Raw genomic sequence first — 19,902 nt, forward strand, 5'->3', positions numbered from 1 at the left:
TTAAAGTGAGATTTTTCATCATACAATATGAAGTGATTAAATTTATAATGACTAGAATATAAATAACATTTTTTAAGATCTTTCTTTTAACCATTTACCAATTGTCGGATAAGTGATGTTTAATGAAGCTGGACCAAACATAACAGAAACGTGTCCAGAAGGAATTGAAACATATTGTTTATCTTCACTAGAAATATGTTCATTTAGCGCTTCAACCTGACATGGCATTGCGATATGGTCTTTCGTAGCAGAAATATTTAATACGTTTGCTTTAATTGTAGAAAGATCTACCTTTCTGCCCCTAATTTCTAATTCACCTTTGATTAGTTTGTTTTGCTGATAAAAATCTCGAATCCATTGACGATAAGCTTCACCTGGAAACGGAATTCCATCTGCAACCCACTTTTGCATTAACTGCCATGATTTAATAAATTTAGTATTGTCTGATCGATCTAAAAGTGTGACATAAGGACCGACAAAATTTGTTATCGGCTTTAACATCTTATTTCCAAAATCAATCATTTCAGGGGGAATATTTCCTAGTGTATCAACAGCTTTATCTAATGCAAAGTACTTTTCATTTAAGAAAGCTCCATATAATCCTGTGTCAGAAAAATCAAAAGGACTTGTTAAAAAGATTAAGTTTTTAATCGGTGCATCCTTATGAAGAGCAGCATAAATACTAGTGAGAGTTCCACCCATACAGTACCCTAAAATTGATAACTCACTTGAACCTGAAAATCGCAGCACTCGGTTTACTGCTTTTGCAATATAATCATGGACAATATCATCAAACTTCAAATGACGATCCTCATAACCAAATGTTCCCCAGTCTAATAAATAAACATCAAAACCTTCGCCTACTAAATACTCTACAAATGAATTTCCTTTAGTAAGGTCAAGAATATATGGTTTATTAATTAAAGCGTAAACTAAAAGAATTGGCGTCTTTTTTAGTTTTTTTGCAGTTGGAATATATCGGTAGAGTTTACTCTTATTTTTAGTCCAAATTACTTCTTTAGGAGTTTGCCCTACTAATGGCTCTCCTTCTTTAATCAGTATATCCGCTGTTCTTTTTAATCTTTTATACGATTCTTTTAGCCCTTGCGGTAGCACTTCAGATGTCGAATCAAGACTTTTTGAACTAATCATAAACATCCCCCTTTACATATAAAATTTGTATTCAAATTTAATGATTATACATAAAGACCGCCGTTTACATTAATTTGTTGACCTGTAATGTACTCTCCGTCTTCGCATAAGTAAACAACTGCTTTTGCAATTTCATCAACTGTTCCAAATCTTCTCTTTGGAATTTTAGCTTTTATTTGCTCTTTCACATTTTCAGGAACATCACTTAGCATGTCAGTTTCAATAAAACCAGGACATACAGAGTTTACAGTAATATTAGATTTTGCTAATTCAATTGCTAAAGATTTAGTAAATCCGATCATGCCGGCTTTAGCTGCAGAATAATTTGTTTGACCAAATCCTCCAGCTTGACCGATGACCGAAGAAATATTAATGATTCGTGCATTATCAGATTCTAATAAATATTTTAAGGAAGAATTACATGTATTATAAACACTACTTAAATTCACGTTTATCACTTCATGCCAATCTTCTTCAGTTAGCTTTTTGAAAGTACGATCTCTCGTAATCCCAGCATTATTAACAATAATATCTAATCGACCAAAATGCTCAATCGTGCGCTCAACTAGTGCTTTTGCTTGATCCAATTCAGCCACATTTGCTTGAACAGCTAGAGCCTCAAATCCTTCTGCATAAAGTTCATCTACGACAGCTTTTGCTTGTGCCTCACTGTTATTGTAATTAATAACAACCTTTGCACCTTTCCTAGCTAAAGAAAATGCAATAGCTTTTCCAATTCCTTTTGCGCCACCTGTTACGATTGCTACACGATTTACTAAATCCATGAATCATTCTCCTCTTTACCCAATTATTTTTTTGATGTTAATTGCTGTAAAAGTTGCTCTATGTTTAACAAAGATGTACTTAATTCATTAAATTGTTGATGAATCGTTTGTGTTTCAGCTTTTAATTCATTAATTTGCTGATGAATTGATTTAGTATCAGATTTTACTTTTGCAATATCTTTTTTTAATGCTAATACGTCTGTTTCTTGCCCGCTTTGAGTAAAAAGTTGATCATCAAGTGTATCAACTTTTGCCTCTAAATTAATTACTAAACTTGCAACATTTGCAATATCTTCCTTCGAAGCAATATTCGAGGCTTCTAAAAAAACCTTCGATTGGTCATTCATAGCCTTTTTACAGTAAAGGTTAAAATCGATGACAGATCCCATCCACTCTGAGAATTCTTCTTTTTGAACAACATCGTTCATCATTTTTCCCCAGTATTTTTCATTCACATCGTATAACTGTTTCCACATTTTTAACGGATCTGAAAAATTTTGTTCTGACATGTTTCTCCTCCTCACTCTATGTTTAAGTATAGAAAACATGTTATTGACAAAACAATCCTATATTTTCGTGATATTTCTACAATGAGTGTCGAAAATTGTTTTTTAATATTCATTATATTCGTAATACATTGACAATAAAATCAACTAAGTGTAAATTACACTTATGGAACGATTACATTACTACGTTATAGAGAGGAACAATACTTTATGACAACAAATGATAAAGAGACAAGTAAAAATAAACAACAAAACACAAAACAAGACTCCTCAGATTCGATTACATTACCAAAAAATTTCTTAGTTCCCTTTTTGCTACTAAGTCTTAAACAATGGAATATGCATGGATATAAACTAATGCAAGAATTATTCAATTTAGGCTTTACAACAATTGACTCAAGCAATGTTTACCGCATATTAAGACAACTCGAGAAAGAAAGTTATATTCAATCGAGTTGGGAGCATGGAAATGAGGGTCCTGCTAAACGTATCTACTCAATAACAGCTGCTGGAGAAGAATATTTAAAAACATGTCATTCTTCATTCACTCAATATAATCAAATGCTCCAAACATTTTTCTCAATTTATACTAATTCTTTCTTCCCTTTTAGTAATTCTGACGAAAAGATTAACAAAGATTGAAAATGCTTTTGCATATCAATAATAAATTTTAGGAGGATTTAATCATGTCTGAAAAAACAGTGGATATCCCAACAGAACAGGCTGCAGAGAATTTCAAAAAAATGCTTCAATATTTATTAGATAATCAATTACAAATTCAGCAATGGACAGAGTCAATGTTACAAGAACAAGCAAAGCAATGGAAAACTTTAAACGAGCAAGTGCAAGAGCAACAAAAAAAATCATATGAACAATTCCAAGAAATGGTCAAACTAGTTAATGAAGTAAAACCTACTCTAAATCAAGAGTCATATGAACAAACATGGAAAAAATTATTTGATCAATTTGCTCCATTCCAAACATATTGGTCAAATTTGAACCAAAACCCATATCAATCTTTTTTCCAAACAATGAACTCATTCACGAATCAGCAACAACAGTTTTTCAAACAATTTTTTAATCAACCTTTAAGTAACTCTACTCTTCCTAACTGGACTAACTTATATCAACAATTTCAAAAAAGTCAGGAAGATTGGTTAAAACAATTTCAAGATCTTTCGTTTACAAAACTATAATTTTCATTCCTTGAATAGCTGATTAGTTCAACATAGAAAGGATGGTACAAAATGAATATTTTCGAAAGTGCAAAACGTGTACAGGAAGTTCATTTTGACTCTATTTCAGTTGGTGATGAAGCTAATCTTCAAGTAGAAATTACATCGGAAATGATTGAACAATTTGCCATGATCTCAACAGATGTAAATCCGATTCATCTTTTAGATGATTTTGCTAAAGAAAGCATCTTTAAAGAAAGAATTGCTCATGGCATGTTAATTTGTAGTTTTATTTCTTCAGTACTTGGTACAAAACTACCTGGAAAAAATACAATTTATTTGTCACAAGAAGTATCCTTTAAAGCACCTGTAAAAATTAATGATACGATTACGGTAAAAGTCAGGGTATTAAATAAAAGGATTGATAAAAGGTTATTAACTTTGCAAACGAATGTATATAACCAGAACAATCTCTTAGTAGTTGAAGGAACTGCATTGGTTAAAAAGTTAACTTAATCCTAATATGACTGTATTTACCAAGCATGATTAACCCCTTTTAGTTAAAAATACAAATGTAAGATATTACTTACAAGAAGGGGTGAAAATCATGGCACGTACAAATAAATTATTAGTTCCAGGTGTTGAACAAGCACTTGATCAATTCAAATATGAAATCGCCAACGAATTTGGCGTAACATTAGGGTCAGATACAACTGCGCGTTCTAACGGTTCTGTTGGAGGAGAAATTACAAAACGATTAATTGCACAAGCACAAAGTCATTTAAAAGGTATTTAAATTCACATATAACTATATAAAATGGCTTAATATAGGGGAGATTCTTGTCTTCCCTATTTATTTTTAAATTTTTTTCAGAAATTCAAAAACTAATATAACTAGTTGTATAGACAAGTTGGTTGATTTGGGTTAATATTGAAAGCGTAATCATTATATTTTATTTGGAGGAAAAACTTATGCTTAGTTTTTTACAACGTATTGGTAAAGCATTAATGTTACCAATCGCTGTTCTTCCTGCAGCAGGATTATTACTGCGCTTTGGACAACCTGATTTACTTGACATCCCATTTATGGCGGCGGCAGGTAATGCAATTTTCTCTAATCTTGCATTAATCTTTGCCATCGGTGTTGCAATCGGTATTTCTAAAGATGGTAATGGTGCAGCAGGTCTTGCAGGTGCGATTGGTTATTTCGTATTAACTGCAGGAGCAACATCTATTAATAAAGATATTAATATGGCTGCTCTTGGTGGTATTATCGCTGGGGTTATCGCTGGTTTACTATATAACCGTTTCAGTGGAATTAAATTACCTGAATGGTTAGGTTTCTTTAGTGGAAGACGTTTCGTTCCAATTATCACTTCAGCCGTTATGCTTATTTTAGCTGGTATTTTCGGTTATGTATGGCCATCAATTCAAGATGCAATTAACTCTGTTGGTAACTGGATTATCGATCTTGGTCCTATCGGAGCTGCAGTATTCGGATTCTTAAACCGAATATTAATCCCATTAGGATTACATCACGTTTTAAATACAATTTTCTGGTTCAATTTAGGTGACTTCACAGATGCAGCTGGTAAATTAATTCACGGTGATTTAAATCGTTTCTTCGCTGGAGACAAAACTGCTGGTGCATTTATGACAGGATTCTTCCCTATCATGATGTTTGGTCTACCTGCAGCTGCAATTGCTATGATCGCTGCTGCAAAACCTGAAAGACGTAAAACAGTAACAGGTATGTTTTTAGGTCTAGCTTTAACTTCATTCTTAACAGGTATCACTGAGCCAATCGAATTTGCATTCATGTTTATCGCTCCAGTTTTATATGCATTCCATGCTATTTTAACTGGTCTATCACTGGGTATCGTAAATGCATTAGGAATTAAGAGTGGATTTACATTCTCAGCAGGTTTCATTGATTATGTTCTAAACTTTAATATTGCTCAAAAACCAATTTTATTAATCCTTGTAGGTTTAGTATTTGCAGTAATTTACTTCATTGTATTCTACTTTGCAATCATTAAATTTAACATTAAAACGCCGGGTCGTGAAGATGAAGAAATGGAATCTGATGAAGTAATAACTGAAATCGGAGATTCATTATACCTACAAGGTTTAGGTGGAAAAGAAAACTTAGTTAATATTGATAACTGTACTACTCGTTTACGTTTACAAGTAAAAGATGCTTCAAAAGTAAATGAGTCACTACTTAAAAAAGCTGGTGCACGAGGAGTTATTAAATTAGACGATAAAAACGTTCAAGTAGTCGTAGGTACAAACGTCGAGTTTGTTGCTGAAGACTTGAAGAAATCAGTAAAATAAAAAAAAGCTTGTACCCACTGGTACAAGCTTTTTTTATTGATATCTTAATGTAAAATACTTTCAATGATTTACGTGTTTCTTCTATATAAATGATTTATTCTAAAACAATACAATTAAATATGTACGTTATAGTGAATTAGAGCTTTTATTAGATATCGTATTAATAACTAATCCTTGTTATTTTTATTTCTTTATTTATTTTCCCTTCTATTATCTTACGATTAATTTCACTGATCATTTTTGAAACTCCTATCGAGTCATCGCTATGAAAATTAAGATGTGGTACATAAAATCCTTGCGAAAAAAATTCTACGATAAAATCTAACCCGTTCTTTTTCCTAAACCCTAAATTAAAATCTAACGAAATTTGATTGAATTCATATAGTTTACATTCATCAATTGCTTCATCAACTGAAGTAACTAGTATAAAACCAAAAGGTACAGCTCGTGTGTCATCAATATATAATTTCAATTTAGTCACCCTCAATACGTTCTTTACAGAATGATTACAAACGTAACTGAATAAAAACAAAAATGGATTTTTATTCCATGATTATAACGGTGAATTATGATGTTTTCTCTAATCATCATTTTTTATATGGAAATTTTTTGAAGAAACTTACATACGTAATTTATTATTATTCTAGTAAAATAGTAGGCTAGATAAGGATTTTTCTAATTTATGAGCTTTAGTTTTTCTACCAAAAAAATCCTCAATTTTTGTTCGCCATTTTTTCCCATAATTATGTCACGCGTTTTCATGCTAAAGTATTACTTGTACAGCGAGACAATAACCAAACAAATGGAGGAGAAAGAACATGAAAAAAATTATAACTTTATCAACAATGGCTGCTACTCTACTAGTAGGTGCTCCTGTAAGCGCAGTAAAGGCAGATACAATCAATAAGGATACAAAATCATATACACAAGCTATCAACTTAAATGATTCTTTATTCAATTATTTTAATCTACCAAACTTAACTACTACTAATGGTGCTATGAAAATAGATTTAAACAAAGTATTACAAGGCCAAGGTTTTGATATGAAGCAAATTCAAGATGCTATTAAAAAGCAATTAGAACAAGGTTCAGTTAAGCCTGCTAACCCAGGAACTACAACACCATCTACACCGGCTAAACCATCTACACCAGCAACAAAACCGACGGTACCAACTACACCAGCTAAACCATCTACACCGTCAACAAAACCATCTACACCTTCAACATCAACGCCATCAACATCTTCAGCTTTAAATGCTTATGAAAATAAAGTATTTGAATTAACAAATGTTGAACGCTCGAAAAATGGTTTAAAACCATTTACATTAAATGTTGAATTATCAAAAGTTGCTCGTTTAAAATCACAAGATATGACTGATAAAAATTACTTTGATCACAACTCTCCAACTTACGGTTCACCATTTGATATGATGAAACATTTTGGAATCTCTTATAACTATGCAGCAGAAAACATTGCTAAAGGTCAAAGAACACCTGAAGAAGTAGTTACTGCTTGGATGAACAGTGCTGGTCACCGTGCAAACATCTTAAATCCTAACTTAACACAAATCGGTGTTGGTTACGATTCAAGAGCTAACACTTGGACTCAACAATTCATCGGTAAATAATAAAAAATACTCATTGTATCTAGCTGTGTAAAAGGTAGTCCAATTAAATTGGACTACCTTTTTAGTATGACCAAAATTATTTTAAACACTCTTTGGCTATATTTAATTTAACTGTTTTTAATTATATTTATTAAATTTCGCATTAAATTCTCATCAATTTCTTCGATTGATGAATGGTTCTTACGGACTCCAGATCCAAAATGAATTTCCTCAACAAAAGTAGAATCAATAAAATTAGAAACATTTTCAATAGATAAGCCACTTCCTGCTACAATTTTCAGTTCAGTATTTTTTGCCAGTTTAATCATTTCATTAATCGTTCCCTGACCTTCAATTGCACTGTCTTTGCCGCCAGAAGTTAATATATGAGTTACTTCTGGATATTTTAGCAATGTATTTAAAGAATTGACTATATCATTTGATTCGTCAATCGCACGATGGAACGTTATATTCATTCCCTCTACTTTTTGTATGACTTTTACCAATAAATCCTCATTGATCGTATTGTCTGTATTTAATGCACCAAAAACAACTCCAGCAGCTCCTAATTCTTTACATATTTCAATATCTTTTAATATAACGGCTTCATCATATTTATCATAAATAAAGGATTTACTTTGCGGGCGTATCATTACATGAACTGGAATAGAGACATTTTGGACAACATGTTTAATCGTTGAATAACTAGGAGTTAATCCTCCCTCCATCATTCCAGTCACTAATTCAAGTCTATTTGCACCAAATTTTTCTGCATCTATTGCATCTTTTACGTTCGTAGCTATTACCTCTAAAATCATTTATGTCATCTCACTTATCGTCTATTATTTGTTGAATATCTGCAGGAAATGGAATGTTAATTTGAAGTTTTTCTCTCGTAAATGGATGAGTGAACTTCACTTGACTGGCATGTAAAGCTTGGCGATTTAATAATTTATACTTGCTACCATATAGATTATCTCCAACGATTGGATAACCTAAAAAACTTAAATGCACACGTATTTGATGAGTTCTCCCAGTATCTAATTGGCATTCTAAAAGGGTAATGTTTTTTTTCGGAATATATCCAATTTTTTTATAATGCGTTACTGCACGATCTCCTTTAGGGGAAACCCGTCTTCTTGTTGGATGATGACGATCTCTTCCTATTGCCTCATTTATCGTTCCTTCAATTGGTTTTACATTCCCTTCAACAAGTGCAGTGTAAATACGTTTTATCTTTCTCTGACTAAGCATCAAGTCAAGTACTGCACTACTCAATGCATGTTTAGCAAAAACGATACCTCCTGTTGTATCTTTATCGAGTCGATGAATATGTCTGACCTTTGTTTTTAAACCATTTTTTTCGAAATGATGAGCAACACCATTTGCTAGTGTATGTAATTGGCCTTTTTCATTTGGATGTGTATCTACTCCAAATGGTTTATTTACAATTAGTAAATGATCATCCTCAAAACATATATTAATCGATTGATTTTGTGGAATTACACCATAATCCTCTTCCTTAAATAGCAAAATACCTACATGATCACCGTTTAAGATTAAAGAATTCCATGGTTTAACTTCTCCGTTTACTTTTACTCCTTTTTCCATTCTTAATTCATGTAAAAGCTTTTTAGGGAATTGCCAAAAGCTTTTCAAATATTCCTCGATGGTTTGATTACTATATTCATCACTAATTATCACTTCACACCAAGAATCATTTTTTGTTAAATTCATTCTTTCATCACCATACTTTCAATAGGCTTATTATATCAAAACAATTTACTACAAAAAAGAAGCACCCAATTTCAGGTACTTCTTTTTCTATCATTCGTTTAACAGCCTTTAAAAGCGTTCATATAAACTTCTTCAAGTTCTATTATAAGTGGTAATTTGGGATTCGCAGTTGTACATTGATCTTCAAATGCTTTATCTGCTAAATATGCTACTTTTTCTTTAAATTCTTTTTCTGTGACCCCTTGTGCTTGAATACTCATTTGAATATTTAATTCTTTTGCTAAGTTTGTTACAGCTGTAATAAGGCTTTCTACACCTTCTTCGGATGTAGAACAACGTAAACCTAGGATTCGCGCAATTTCTGCATATCGTTCATCTGCGATAAAGTATTTATATTTAGGAAAAGCTGTAAACTTTGTTGGTTTTTTAGCATTATACTTTATGACATGTGGCATTAAAATTGCATTTGCTCTTCCGTGTGGTATATGGAATTCGGCACCAATTTTATGCGCTAAACTATGATTTATACCTAAGAAAGCATTTGCAAATGCCATCCCTGCAATAGCAGAAGCATTATGCATTTTCTCACGTGCTTCAAAATCATTACCATCGCGATATGCTCTAGGAAGATACTTAAAAACAAGTTTAATTGCTTGAAGAGCTAATCCATCTGTATAATCATTTGCTAAAACACTAACATATGCTTCGATTGCATGAGTTAAAACGTCCATACCCGTATCAGCAGTAATACTTTTTGGAACTGTAGTTACAAACTGAGGATCAATAATTGCTACATCTGGTGTCAATTCATAGTCTGCTAGTGGATATTTAATATTTTTTACTTTATCAGTAATTACTGCAAAAGGTGTAACCTCTGAACCTGTTCCTGAGGTTGTAGGAATTGCTATAAATTGCGCTTGTCGACCTAGCTTAGGATACTTATACACACGTTTGCGAATGTCTAAAAACTTTTGTTTAGGGCCATCTAATGTAGTTTCTGGATATTCATAAAACATCCACATACCTTTTGCTGCATCCATTGCCGAGCCTCCACCAAATGCAATAATTGCGTCTGGTTGGAAATATCTCATTCTTTCAGCACCCTTGATTACAGTTAAGTCTGAAGGGTCTGGCTCAACATCTGAGAAAATCTCAATCTGTACATTTTGTTCACGTTTTTCTAAATAATATTTGATCACATCAACATATCCTAGTTTTACCATTGCTTCATCAGTTACAATAAATGCCTTTGAAATATTAGGCATTTTTTCTAAGTATTGAGTAGAGTTCTTTTCAAAGTAAATTTTTGGTGGTAATTTAATCCATTGCATATTTGTATGTCTACTTCCTAATTTTTTTATATTTAATAAATGAATAGTTGAAACGTTGCTCGAAACTGAATTCTTACCATGTGAACCACAACCAAGAGTTAATGATGGAATAAATGCATTGTATAAATCCCCTATTCCACCATGAGCTGAAGGTGAATTAGTAATGATGCGGCAAGCTTTCATCCTTAATCCGAACTGCTTTTGAATTTCTATATTATTGCTATGAATAACGGCAGAGTGACCTAAACCACCTAACTCTAACATTTCTTCACATCGTTTAAATCCTTCTTCATACCCTTTTACTTTTATCGCAGCAAGAACTGGGCTAAGCTTTTCCCTAGTTAAAGGTTCCTTGGGTCCAACACTTCCACATTCGACAATTAATAATTTCGTATCTTCAGAAACTTTTATTCCTGCTAAAGATGCTATCTCGAATGCGGATTTCCCAACTATTTCGCCATTAACTGCACAAGTTAATTCGTTGATAACGAGCTTCTCTAATTTTTTCTTTTCATCCTTTGTAACAAAATAACAATTATTCGCATTTAATTCGTTTGTCACATCTTGATATATTTCTTCATCAATAATTACTGCTTGTTCTGAAGCACAGATCATCCCATTATCAAAAGTTTTAGAAAGAATTAAGTCGTTAACAGCGCACTTTACGTCAGCTGATTTTTCAACATAACACGGTACATTTCCAGGTCCAACTCCAAGTGCAGGTTTACCAGTACTGTATGCTGATTTCACCATGCCTGCACCGCCTGTAGCTAGTACAAGTGAGACACCTTCATGATTCATTAAACATTTCGTTGCTTCAATAGATGGAACTTCAATCCATTGAACACAGTTTTCTGGAGCACCTGCATTAACTGCAGCATCTCTAACAATTTTTGCTGCTTCACGACTGCAATTTTGTGCAGAAGGATGAAATGCAAAAATGATAGGATTTCTTGTTTTTATTGCAATAATTGCCTTAAATAACGTTGTTGATGTTGGATTTGTTGTAGGGGTTACACCTGCAATTACACCAACGGGCTCTGCGATTTCAATTATTCCTGTTTGTTTATCTTCACTTATAATTCCAACTGTTTTATTTTTTTTAATCGAATTCCATATATATTCTGTTGCAAATATATTTTTTATAATTTTATCTTCATATACCCCACGACCAGTCTCCTCTACTGCCATTTTCGCAAGTGGCATATGCTGATCTAATCCAGCAATAACCATTGAATGAACAATTTTATCTATTTCTTCCTGATTATAACTCTCAAATTCCTTTAAAGCCTTTTGTCCTTTTACGACCAATTCATTTACTAATTTAGATGCATCAACTACATCATTTACATTCTTTTCTTGAACAGCCATTCTTAAGCCCTCCTTAGATTCTGAAAAGTATTTGTCAATTCAGATCAATACAATACTTATCTTGTATCCATAAGTAAATTTGTGATTTAATTCACAAATATCTTAACAATTAAAATATACGCTTTTAAAATTTAAAAAGCCATGTATATTTTGTGAATGTTTTCACATAATTTTATTTTATTTAGCTTTGTTATGTAAGATTATTTCTTAGATTGCACTTGTACTGATAAAATGGTTGCCGAGTCTCCTTTTAGAGTAGTATAAAGGTGATACCCCACAGACCTTTTACCTTAGAAAATAGTCACCTCAAGCTTCAAGGAAGGCAAACATCCTTAGGTAGAGGTCAACGAAAATTCATGTTAATAGCACCAAAAATTCAAAAAAATCATCAGAGAAATATCACCTTTATTTAGACATGTAGTTTTTTGTTAAAACTTTTCTTTTTTCTTAAATTTCAGCATATGTTAAGATTAAGAATAAGTTCTATCTGAACTTATTCACATCTGTTAGATTTTCATCTAACAAAACTGGTAAAAAGGACGTGTAACCATGATTGCTCGAAGGAGCATTTGGCAACGTAAAGACTTATCCTATACTTAGCGGTTTTAATTTAGAGAACCAAAAGAACTCTAAAATAAAACTGAAGGTAGGCGAAACTATGGTTGACAGGCGATTATGTTATTTCTTCAATGATATATAGCTTAGTAGTTAGTGAATTCACTGAACTAACTACACATTAGCTATATGTACGTAGTTAGTTTATAGATTTTACATTTTAAACTACTAACTACGAAAAGAGGAAATAACAATGAGTAACAATCGTTTGGGTGAGACCTTGATGATTTTAATCGGTTCATTTATTTTAGCAATGTCTTTATTCCATTTTCATTTTCAAAACAATTTAACAGAAGGCGGATTTATAGGAATTGCCTTATTAGTAAAAAACTCTTTTAATATTTCACCATCTATAACAACTTTAGTTCTAGATATTCCAATTATCTTAATTGCTGGATTCTTTCTAGGAAAAAAGTTATTAATTAATACTTTTATTGGGGCAATTTCATTTTCCATTTTTTACGCAATCATAGAAAGAACTTCTACGTTTACGTTCACTTTTGAAGATCATCTATGGATTCCTGCTATTTTGGGAGGGATTTTTGCGGGACTAGGATTAGGAATTATCCTTAAGTTCGGTGGTGCTACAGGTGGAGATGATTTACTAACAATTCTTATGAGTAAGAAGTCAAAAATATCAATTGGTAAAGTTTACTTTATCTTTGATGCTTTAATTCTTCTGTTATCATTAAGTTATTTATCATGGAATGAAGTCGGCTTTACAATTTTATCTGTTGCAATATGTGCAAAAGTAACTGAACTAGTTTATGAAAGTAATTTTCAGACGAAGTCTGTTTCAATTAAATCAAATAGTAAAAGATTACATGCTTAGTGCATGTAATCTTTTTTTGTTTCAGAATAGTCAACGAGTTCATTTAAGACGTTCTCCGCAGCTAAGTCATACAGACAATCTTTAAAAAGAATAGCTAATCTACGATAATCATTATATTTGTCTAAAAGTTCATCGATCGATGAGGCAATTGGGCCATCTTTTTTAATTATATCCTCCTGTTTTTTAGCAAACTTAATTGTAAAAGTTCCTAGTTTCTCAAACATCGATCCATAAAATTCATCAAAATTTGAAACGCTTATCAGTTCTTCTTCTTCAGCATCTACTTGTAAACCATCAAATTCTCGTAAGAGCTCGTAAATAATGCTACTGTACTCATCGTTTAAATAAATACTTTTTTCGATTCTATAACCGATAACTCGGTAGAAATGACCATCGTTTTTCACAAATTGAACAGTATCATTTATTTTAAACTTAAAATACTTAAACATTGTACTTCACCCCTACCAATGTCTTTTATCATACTATTTACAAAACACTATGGAATCTATACAGACAATACTTGACAAATTTTAATAATTCATTTTCAAAGTTCGTATACTTGATAATTAAATTGAATCTTGGTAACCTAATCGTACAAAACCTTTACTATTAAAGTAATTTTTAATTGTAATATTCAAGGAAGTGGATTTAATGTTAAATGATCATGATAAGCTACTTGTTGATGATCTAACAAAACTGTTAATTCGAGTAAGAAAAAATTGGCAAAAAGCAAACGAAGCTGCAAACAATTCTTTAACCCCACCTAAATATTTGCTATTACATCTTTTAAATAAAAATAAAAAAATGACAGTATCTGAACTCGGAAAGCAAATCGGATTATCTTCTGGAGCGATTACTACTGCGGTAAATAAAATGGTAAATAATGAACTTATCAAAAGACAGCGAGATCTTCGAGACCGTAGAGTAACTTGGCTTGAGTTAACAGAGCAAGGTTATCAAATGGTCGATGAAATGGCTACTTTTCGTGAAGGACTATGGGCTTCTTTGTTTAACTCATTGTCTAATGATGAAAGAGATCAATTTCATTATTTGTTAAATAAAATATTATAAAGAGGTTATCTCGAATGAGATAACCTCTTTATTATTTTTGGCCAGTTTTTAATTCTGTCCAATACTTATCGTATAGTTCTGTTTGCTCCCCAACATCTTTAATCCAATTCGTATGATTAACTTCTTCTTGTGTCACATTAATAAAAGGATTTTTCTTATATGCCTCAGAATGATATTGAATTGCTTTACTGTTTGGATCAGAATATCCAATAGACTCATAATTCTTTGCACTTACTTTTGGATCATATAGGTAGTTTATAAATTTTTCAGCTAAATCCTTTTGCTTAGAATCCTTAGGAATTGCCAATGTATCAGCCCATCTAGAAGAACCTTCCTTTGGTACTACCCACTTAATTCCTTTAAGTTCTTTTTGAATATAAGCCGCATCTCCAGACCAAACTTGTCCAATCCAAGCGTCTTCAGTAATAAATTTTTGCTTCACTGTATCAGTATCAAATGCTAAAAGATTTGGTGTTAAAGTTTTCAAATCATCAAATGCAACTGATAAATCATCTTCATTTAATGAACTATTTGAAAAACCATTTTTTATTAAGCCCATTCCAAATACTTCTCTATTATCATCTAATAATGTGACATGACCTTTATATTTCGGATTCCAAAGGTCTTCCCAACTACTAATATCTTCCTTTACATATTTAGGATTATAAGCAATTCCTGTTAACCCTCCAGTATATACAACAGAATAATCACCCTTTGGATCAAACTCTTGATTTGTATACTCAGGTGCAATATTACTTAAATTCGGAATTTTGTCCTTATCTAATTTTTCTAACATGTTTTGTTTGATCATTAGTTTAACCATGTAATCAGAAGGTTGAATGACGTCATAGTTCGAGCCACCAGCTTTTAATTTAGCATATAACTCTTCATTACTTGCAAATACTTGATAGTTGATTTTCACATCGTATTTTTTGGCAAATGAATCTAAAACACTTTGATCAAAATTATCTGCCCAACTATAAATGTTAAGTTCCTCTTTCCCAACAGAACATGCGGATAATAATAAACTTGTTAATCCGACTGAAGCAATGAAAGAAGCTACTCTTTTAAATTTACTCACTTTGAATCCCCCCTATATTTTAGACAATATATGAATTTTTTTTCGATTTCTCATTCGAAATTCCTTTTGTGCGGAACATCTCTGATAGCACCATTAAGATGATGATCGTTACTATAAGAATTGTTGATATTGCATTAATTTCTGGTGTAACTCCTTTTTTAACCATTCCATAAATATAGATTGGTAATGTTGTCGACCCTGGACCAGATACAAAGAAGCTAATGACAAAATCATCAATACTTAATGTGAAACATAAAAGCGCAGAAGCAATTACACCTGGCATAATCGCTGGTAATGTAACAAATCTGAATGTTTGCCATGGAGTAGCACCTAGATCACTTGCTGCATCTTCTAAATCAACTGACATACCTGAAAGCCTAGCACTTAATAAAATAACAACATAGGAAATACAAAAAGTAACGTGAGCGATAATAATCGTTAAACTCCCTAGTTCAACATGAAAATTTGTAAATAATATTAATAAAGAAATACCCATCAGAATATCAGGTACAACAATTGGCAAGTAAACTAGACTACTAATAAATTTATTGAATTTATATTTGTAACGATGTAGAGCAAGTGCACAAATTGTCCCTAATATAGTAGAAATGATCGTTGTAATTACTGCTATCATTAAGCTATTAAAAAAAGCGTCGACAACTTGTGGATTATTAAATAGATTTAAATACCAATCAAATGTAAAGCCAGACCATTCAGCGTTAATTCTCGACTTATTAAATGAAAATAAAATTAATATAAGGATGGGCAAATATAAGCAGACTAAAATTAGCGTGGAAAAACCAATCAGTAATCTTTTTTTCACTTATTTCTCACCCCCACTTTTTTCCGTACCAATATTTTTTGTCGCTAAATAGTAAAGACCTATTAAACCAATTGAAAAAACGACTAAAAAGATTGACAATGCTGAACCAAATGGCCAATTTCTTGCACCTAAAAATTGGTTCTGAATAACATTTCCAATTAGTGCAACTTTTGAACCACCCATAACATCTGAAACAACGAACATTCCAAAAGATGCTACAAAAACTAAAATACTACCAGCAAAAATACCCTTCATTGTTAAAGGTAATGTAACGTAGATAAAAGTTTTAATTGGTGTTGCACCTAAGTCGCTTGCTGCATCTAATTTACGATTATCTAATTGTTCGATTGCAACAAATATTGGTAGGACCATAAAAGGTAATAATGTATACACCATTCCCAAAATAACTGAAGGAGTATTATATAGTAATTGTAATGGTTCATTTATTAAACCCAACTTCAATAACAGAGTATTTATTATCCCTTTTGATCTCAGAATTACAATTAATGCATACGAACGAACTAAGAAATTTATCCAAAATGGAATTGTAATAAGTAATAATAAGATTCTTTGCCATTTCTCACTTACAACAGTTGCTGTGTAAGCATAAGGATATCCAATTATTAAAGTAATGATTGTTGTAAGCAAAGCAATCCAAAATGTTGTCCACAAAACTTTTAAATAAAGTGGATCGAAAACCTTTATTATATTATCAAGCGTAAAAATTCTTTCAATTTCTCCATATAGTCCATTTTTCATAAATGCAAACCCAAAAATAAATAAAAGAGGTAGTAAAAAAAATATCAATAACCATATAACCGCAGGTGCAATTATGTATTTACCATTTTTCAATACATAAACACCTCATCTTCTGCATTCCAAACGATATGAACCATCTCATTACGTATTAAACTAGTTTGATCTGGCATTTGATAAACAACAACCGTTTGCTCAATTTCAATCAAATCAATAAATAATTTATTTAAATTACCTACAAATTCGATATCTCTAACTATCCCATTATAAAAACCGTTCTTTTCATTCTCTTTCAAAACCTTGATATTTTCAGGTCGTACTGCAAATAGTTTTCCATCATGTGTGAAGAAATTATTTTCACCAATAAATGATGCAACAAACTGGCTCGCCGGTCTTTGATAAATTTCTTTTGGAGTTCCTATTTGTTCAATTTTACCATTATTCATTACTACAATTCGATCACTCATACTCATTGCTTCTTCTTGATCATGTGTTACGTAAATAAATGTTATTCCTAATTCACGTTGAAGATTTTTTAATTCTCTTTGTAAATCTTTTCTAAGTTTAAAATCTAATGCGCCTAATGGCTCATCTAATAATAATACTTTAGGATTATTTACGATTGCTCGTGCGATTGCTACCCTTTGTTGTTGTCCGCCTGAAAGTTGACTAGGCTTACGATTTCTAAACTCAGTAAGTTGAGTTAATCGCATTGCTTTTTCAGCACGATTCTTTTGTTCTGCTAATGAAACACCCTTCATTTTCAATCCAAATTGTATATTTTTTTCAACATTCATATGTGGAAAAAGTGCATAATGTTGAAAAACTAAATTCATATCTCTTTTATAAGGTGGTAAATTATTTATTACTTTTCCATTTAATTTAATGACACCTAATGACGGTTCCTCAAAACCTGCAATCATACGTAAAAGCGTTGTTTTACCACAACCACTCGGTCCAAGAATTGTCAAAAACTCTCCGGAAAATATCTCTAATGAAAGCGGTAAAATGACTTGAGTCTCATTAAAAACTTTCTCTACTTGATCAATTTCAATTATATTTTTCATTTTCTCGTCCAATCTAACAAATGTTTTTATTGTATGTAAAATGAATAATTTATTCAGTAACAAATAAAAAGCCCCTTTTGTCAAGGAGCTTAAAAACCGAAGTTGCAATTAGTATCTATTTTAGCAATTTACGTATAAACCGTAAAGCGTTTTTTGTTGTATGATAGCGAATTTTTAGGTCTATTTTCGTAGTTTGAATCAGTACACTTTTGTCATGGGTAAATGCGTTAAAACTATACTCACCATGATAGTTTCCTGTACCGCTTTCTCCGACTCCTCCAAATGGTAAATAAGGTGTTGCCATATGGTAAAGTGTGTCATTTACGCATCCACCACCAAACGGAACTCTTTCGATGATTTGATTTGCTAAAGAGCTATTTTCGGTAAAAACATATAATGCTAAAGGTTTTGGATGCTTATTTATTTCTTCTATTACTTCATTAATACGCCTATATGAAATAATTGGTAGAATTGGTCCAAATATTTCTTCACTCATACAATTCGATTCCCATGTAATATCTGAAAGGATTGTTGGTTCGATTTTATGTGAAACTTGATCGAATCCTCCCCCATGTTCCAACTTCCCATCTTTCAAAAAAGATACTAAACGATTAAAATGCTTTTCACTTACTATTTTTGTATATTGAGAATTTTCAAGTGGTTTATTTCCATAAAAATGAATTACTTCTTCTTTTAAAGCTTTCATTAACTCATCTTTAACGTTCTCGTGTACATAAATATAATCGGGAGCAATACATGTTTGACCTGCATTTGTAAATTTCCCCCATATAATTCTTTTTGCAGTCACTTTTAGATTCGCATCATCATTAACGATCGTTGGACTTTTTCCACCTAATTCTAAAATTAAAGGGGTTAAGTGTTTAGAAGCAGCCTCCATTACGATCTTACCAACTTGCACACTTCCGGTAAAAAAGATTAGATCAAATTTTTGTTGAAGTAAATTTGTGCTTGTATCAACACCACCTTCGATGACTGAAATATATTCCTCTTCGAATGTATCGTTTAAGATTGATCGAATAACTGACGAAGTAGAAGGTGTTAATTCAGATGGCTTTATGATCGCAGTATTTCCACCAATTATCGCTCCAACTAGAGGTGTCATAGTCAGCTGGAACGGGTAATTCCATGGTGAAATAATCAACGTAACTCCATATGGCTCCCTAAATATTTTACTTTTTGTTCCTATATGAGTTATAGGAGTTTTTACTCTTTTAGGTTTCATCCACTTTTTAACATTCTTAATCGCTTCAGTAATTTCTTTCAGTGTAAATCCGATTTCAGTTGAATAAGCTTCAAAGTCAGATTTATTTAAATCAGCTTTTAGAGCATTTATAATTTTCTCTTCGTTTTTGACAATAGCGTTATATAGTTTCTTTAATTGGGCTATACGGAATTCTGCACTTTTTGTTGCGCCAGTTTGAAAATAAGCCTTCTGTTTATTGACTAATTGATTATTTTTTAGCGCAGTATCAGTTTCGGTCAATACACACACACCCTTTATAAGTTCAATTGTTTAAACACATAATCTAATGCTAGTTTAATTCCCCTTTACATGTCAATAAAACTGTCTATATCAAAAGTTACTTATTATAGAAACGAATTATTAAGTATGTTAAGGAAATGTAAAGATATTGT

20 protein-coding genes and 1 pseudogene are annotated in these 19,902 nt (G+C 31.8%); 8 read left to right on the forward strand and 13 right to left on the reverse strand.

Features of this window, described 5'->3' with window-relative positions; all coding sequences use genetic code 11:
• Positions 1 to 72: 72 nt before the first annotated feature.
• Genes phaC through B7R65_RS16980 form a run of 3 tightly spaced genes read right to left on the reverse strand, consistent with a single transcriptional unit; the run spans position 73 to position 2,446 of the window.
• A complete protein-coding gene (gene phaC / locus B7R65_RS16970; RefSeq protein ID WP_088044024.1) occupies positions 73 to 1,152 on the reverse strand; it encodes a class III poly(R)-hydroxyalkanoic acid synthase subunit PhaC in 1,080 nt (359 codons plus the stop codon).
• A gap of 44 nt (positions 1,153 to 1,196) precedes the next feature.
• Positions 1,197 to 1,937 carry a 3-oxoacyl-ACP reductase gene (locus B7R65_RS16975; RefSeq protein WP_088044025.1) on the reverse strand — a complete coding sequence of 247 codons (741 nt, stop codon included), beginning with the start codon at positions 1,935 to 1,937 and terminating at the stop codon, positions 1,197 to 1,199.
• A gap of 23 nt (positions 1,938 to 1,960) precedes the next feature.
• Entirely contained in the window at positions 1,961 to 2,446 is a 486-nt protein-coding gene (locus tag B7R65_RS16980) for a DUF4349 domain-containing protein (protein WP_088044026.1), read from the reverse strand.
• Positions 2,447 to 2,653: 207 nt separating this feature from the next.
• Here B7R65_RS16980 and phaQ point away from each other — a divergent pair, with 207 nt between their 5' ends.
• From phaQ to nagE, 5 genes are all read left to right on the forward strand, one after another.
• Entirely contained in the window at positions 2,654 to 3,085 is a 432-nt protein-coding gene (gene phaQ, locus B7R65_RS16985) for a poly-beta-hydroxybutyrate-responsive repressor (protein WP_088044027.1), read from the forward strand.
• 44 nt (positions 3,086 to 3,129) lie between these two features.
• Positions 3,130 to 3,639, forward strand: a complete 510-nt coding sequence (locus B7R65_RS16990; RefSeq protein WP_088044028.1) for a hypothetical protein — start codon at positions 3,130 to 3,132, stop codon at positions 3,637 to 3,639.
• Between the two features lie 51 nt (positions 3,640 to 3,690).
• Positions 3,691 to 4,134 (forward strand): MaoC family dehydratase, encoded by a 444-nt coding sequence (locus B7R65_RS16995; protein ID WP_088044029.1) that lies wholly within the window; start codon positions 3,691 to 3,693, stop codon positions 4,132 to 4,134.
• A gap of 91 nt (positions 4,135 to 4,225) precedes the next feature.
• Positions 4,226 to 4,414, forward strand: coding sequence for an alpha/beta-type small acid-soluble spore protein (locus tag B7R65_RS17000; RefSeq protein WP_088044030.1), 189 nt, complete (start codon positions 4,226 to 4,228; stop codon positions 4,412 to 4,414).
• A gap of 176 nt (positions 4,415 to 4,590) precedes the next feature.
• Positions 4,591 to 5,955 (forward strand): N-acetylglucosamine-specific PTS transporter subunit IIBC, encoded by a 1,365-nt coding sequence (gene nagE, locus B7R65_RS17005; RefSeq protein ID WP_088044031.1) that lies wholly within the window; start codon positions 4,591 to 4,593, stop codon positions 5,953 to 5,955.
• Positions 5,956 to 6,115: 160 nt separating this feature from the next.
• Here the strand turns inward: nagE and B7R65_RS17010 are convergent, their stop codons facing one another.
• A complete protein-coding gene (locus tag B7R65_RS17010) occupies positions 6,116 to 6,427 on the reverse strand; it encodes a cyclic-phosphate processing receiver domain-containing protein (RefSeq protein WP_088044032.1) in 312 nt (103 codons plus the stop codon).
• 346 nt (positions 6,428 to 6,773) lie between these two features.
• Between B7R65_RS17010 and B7R65_RS17015 the strand changes: the two genes are divergently transcribed.
• On the forward strand, positions 6,774 to 7,583 hold the full coding sequence (locus tag B7R65_RS17015) for a CAP domain-containing protein (RefSeq protein ID WP_088044033.1): 810 nt from the start codon (positions 6,774 to 6,776) through the stop codon (positions 7,581 to 7,583).
• A gap of 107 nt (positions 7,584 to 7,690) precedes the next feature.
• Here the strand turns inward: B7R65_RS17015 and B7R65_RS17020 are convergent, their stop codons facing one another.
• From B7R65_RS17020 to adhE, 3 genes are all read right to left on the reverse strand, one after another.
• Positions 7,691 to 8,380, reverse strand: a complete 690-nt coding sequence (locus B7R65_RS17020) for a copper homeostasis protein CutC (RefSeq protein ID WP_088044034.1) — start codon at positions 8,378 to 8,380, stop codon at positions 7,691 to 7,693.
• A gap of 10 nt (positions 8,381 to 8,390) precedes the next feature.
• Entirely contained in the window at positions 8,391 to 9,299 is a 909-nt protein-coding gene (locus tag B7R65_RS17025) for an RluA family pseudouridine synthase (RefSeq protein ID WP_088044035.1), read from the reverse strand.
• A 98-nt stretch (positions 9,300 to 9,397) separates the two neighbouring features.
• Positions 9,398 to 12,001: a bifunctional acetaldehyde-CoA/alcohol dehydrogenase gene (gene adhE / locus B7R65_RS17030; protein ID WP_088044036.1), complete on the reverse strand. Its 2,604-nt coding sequence runs from the start codon at positions 11,999 to 12,001 to the stop codon at positions 9,398 to 9,400.
• Positions 12,002 to 12,839: 838 nt separating this feature from the next.
• Here adhE and B7R65_RS17035 point away from each other — a divergent pair.
• Complete coding sequence (locus B7R65_RS17035; RefSeq protein WP_088044078.1) at positions 12,840 to 13,448, forward strand: YitT family protein; 609 nt, start codon at positions 12,840 to 12,842, stop codon at positions 13,446 to 13,448.
• A gap of 256 nt (positions 13,449 to 13,704) precedes the next feature.
• Here B7R65_RS17035 and B7R65_RS22025 read toward each other — a convergent pair.
• A pseudogene (locus tag B7R65_RS22025) lies at positions 13,705 to 13,897 on the reverse strand (histidinol dehydrogenase); the annotation flags it as partial.
• Positions 13,898 to 14,099: 202 nt separating this feature from the next.
• Between B7R65_RS22025 and B7R65_RS17045 the strand changes: the two are divergent.
• On the forward strand, positions 14,100 to 14,519 hold the full coding sequence (locus tag B7R65_RS17045; protein ID WP_088044038.1) for a MarR family winged helix-turn-helix transcriptional regulator: 420 nt from the start codon (positions 14,100 to 14,102) through the stop codon (positions 14,517 to 14,519).
• Positions 14,520 to 14,550: 31 nt separating this feature from the next.
• Here the strand turns inward: B7R65_RS17045 and B7R65_RS17050 are convergent, their stop codons facing one another.
• From B7R65_RS17050 to B7R65_RS17070, 5 genes are all read right to left on the reverse strand, one after another.
• Positions 14,551 to 15,600 (reverse strand): ABC transporter substrate-binding protein, encoded by a 1,050-nt coding sequence (locus tag B7R65_RS17050; RefSeq protein ID WP_088044039.1) that lies wholly within the window; start codon positions 15,598 to 15,600, stop codon positions 14,551 to 14,553.
• Between the two features lie 19 nt (positions 15,601 to 15,619).
• Positions 15,620 to 16,408, reverse strand: a complete 789-nt coding sequence (locus B7R65_RS17055; RefSeq protein ID WP_373419594.1) for an ABC transporter permease — start codon at positions 16,406 to 16,408, stop codon at positions 15,620 to 15,622.
• 15 nt (positions 16,409 to 16,423) lie between these two features.
• The gene (locus tag B7R65_RS17060; protein ID WP_088044040.1) at positions 16,424 to 17,275 is read right to left on the reverse strand and encodes an ABC transporter permease; all 852 of its coding nucleotides are present in this window, start codon (positions 17,273 to 17,275) and stop codon (positions 16,424 to 16,426) included.
• Positions 17,272 to 18,246: an ABC transporter ATP-binding protein gene (locus B7R65_RS17065; protein WP_088044080.1), complete on the reverse strand. Its 975-nt coding sequence runs from the start codon at positions 18,244 to 18,246 to the stop codon at positions 17,272 to 17,274. Before B7R65_RS17065 ends, B7R65_RS17060 begins: the two co-directional genes overlap by 4 nt.
• 115 nt (positions 18,247 to 18,361) lie before the next feature.
• Positions 18,362 to 19,750, reverse strand: coding sequence for an aldehyde dehydrogenase (locus B7R65_RS17070; RefSeq protein ID WP_088044041.1), 1,389 nt, complete (start codon positions 19,748 to 19,750; stop codon positions 18,362 to 18,364).
• Positions 19,751 to 19,902 lie beyond the last annotated feature (152 nt).

It is taken from the genome of Bacillus sp. EAC (assembly GCF_002156875.1).
Lineage (GTDB): Bacteria > Bacillota > Bacilli > Bacillales > Bacillaceae_G > Gottfriedia.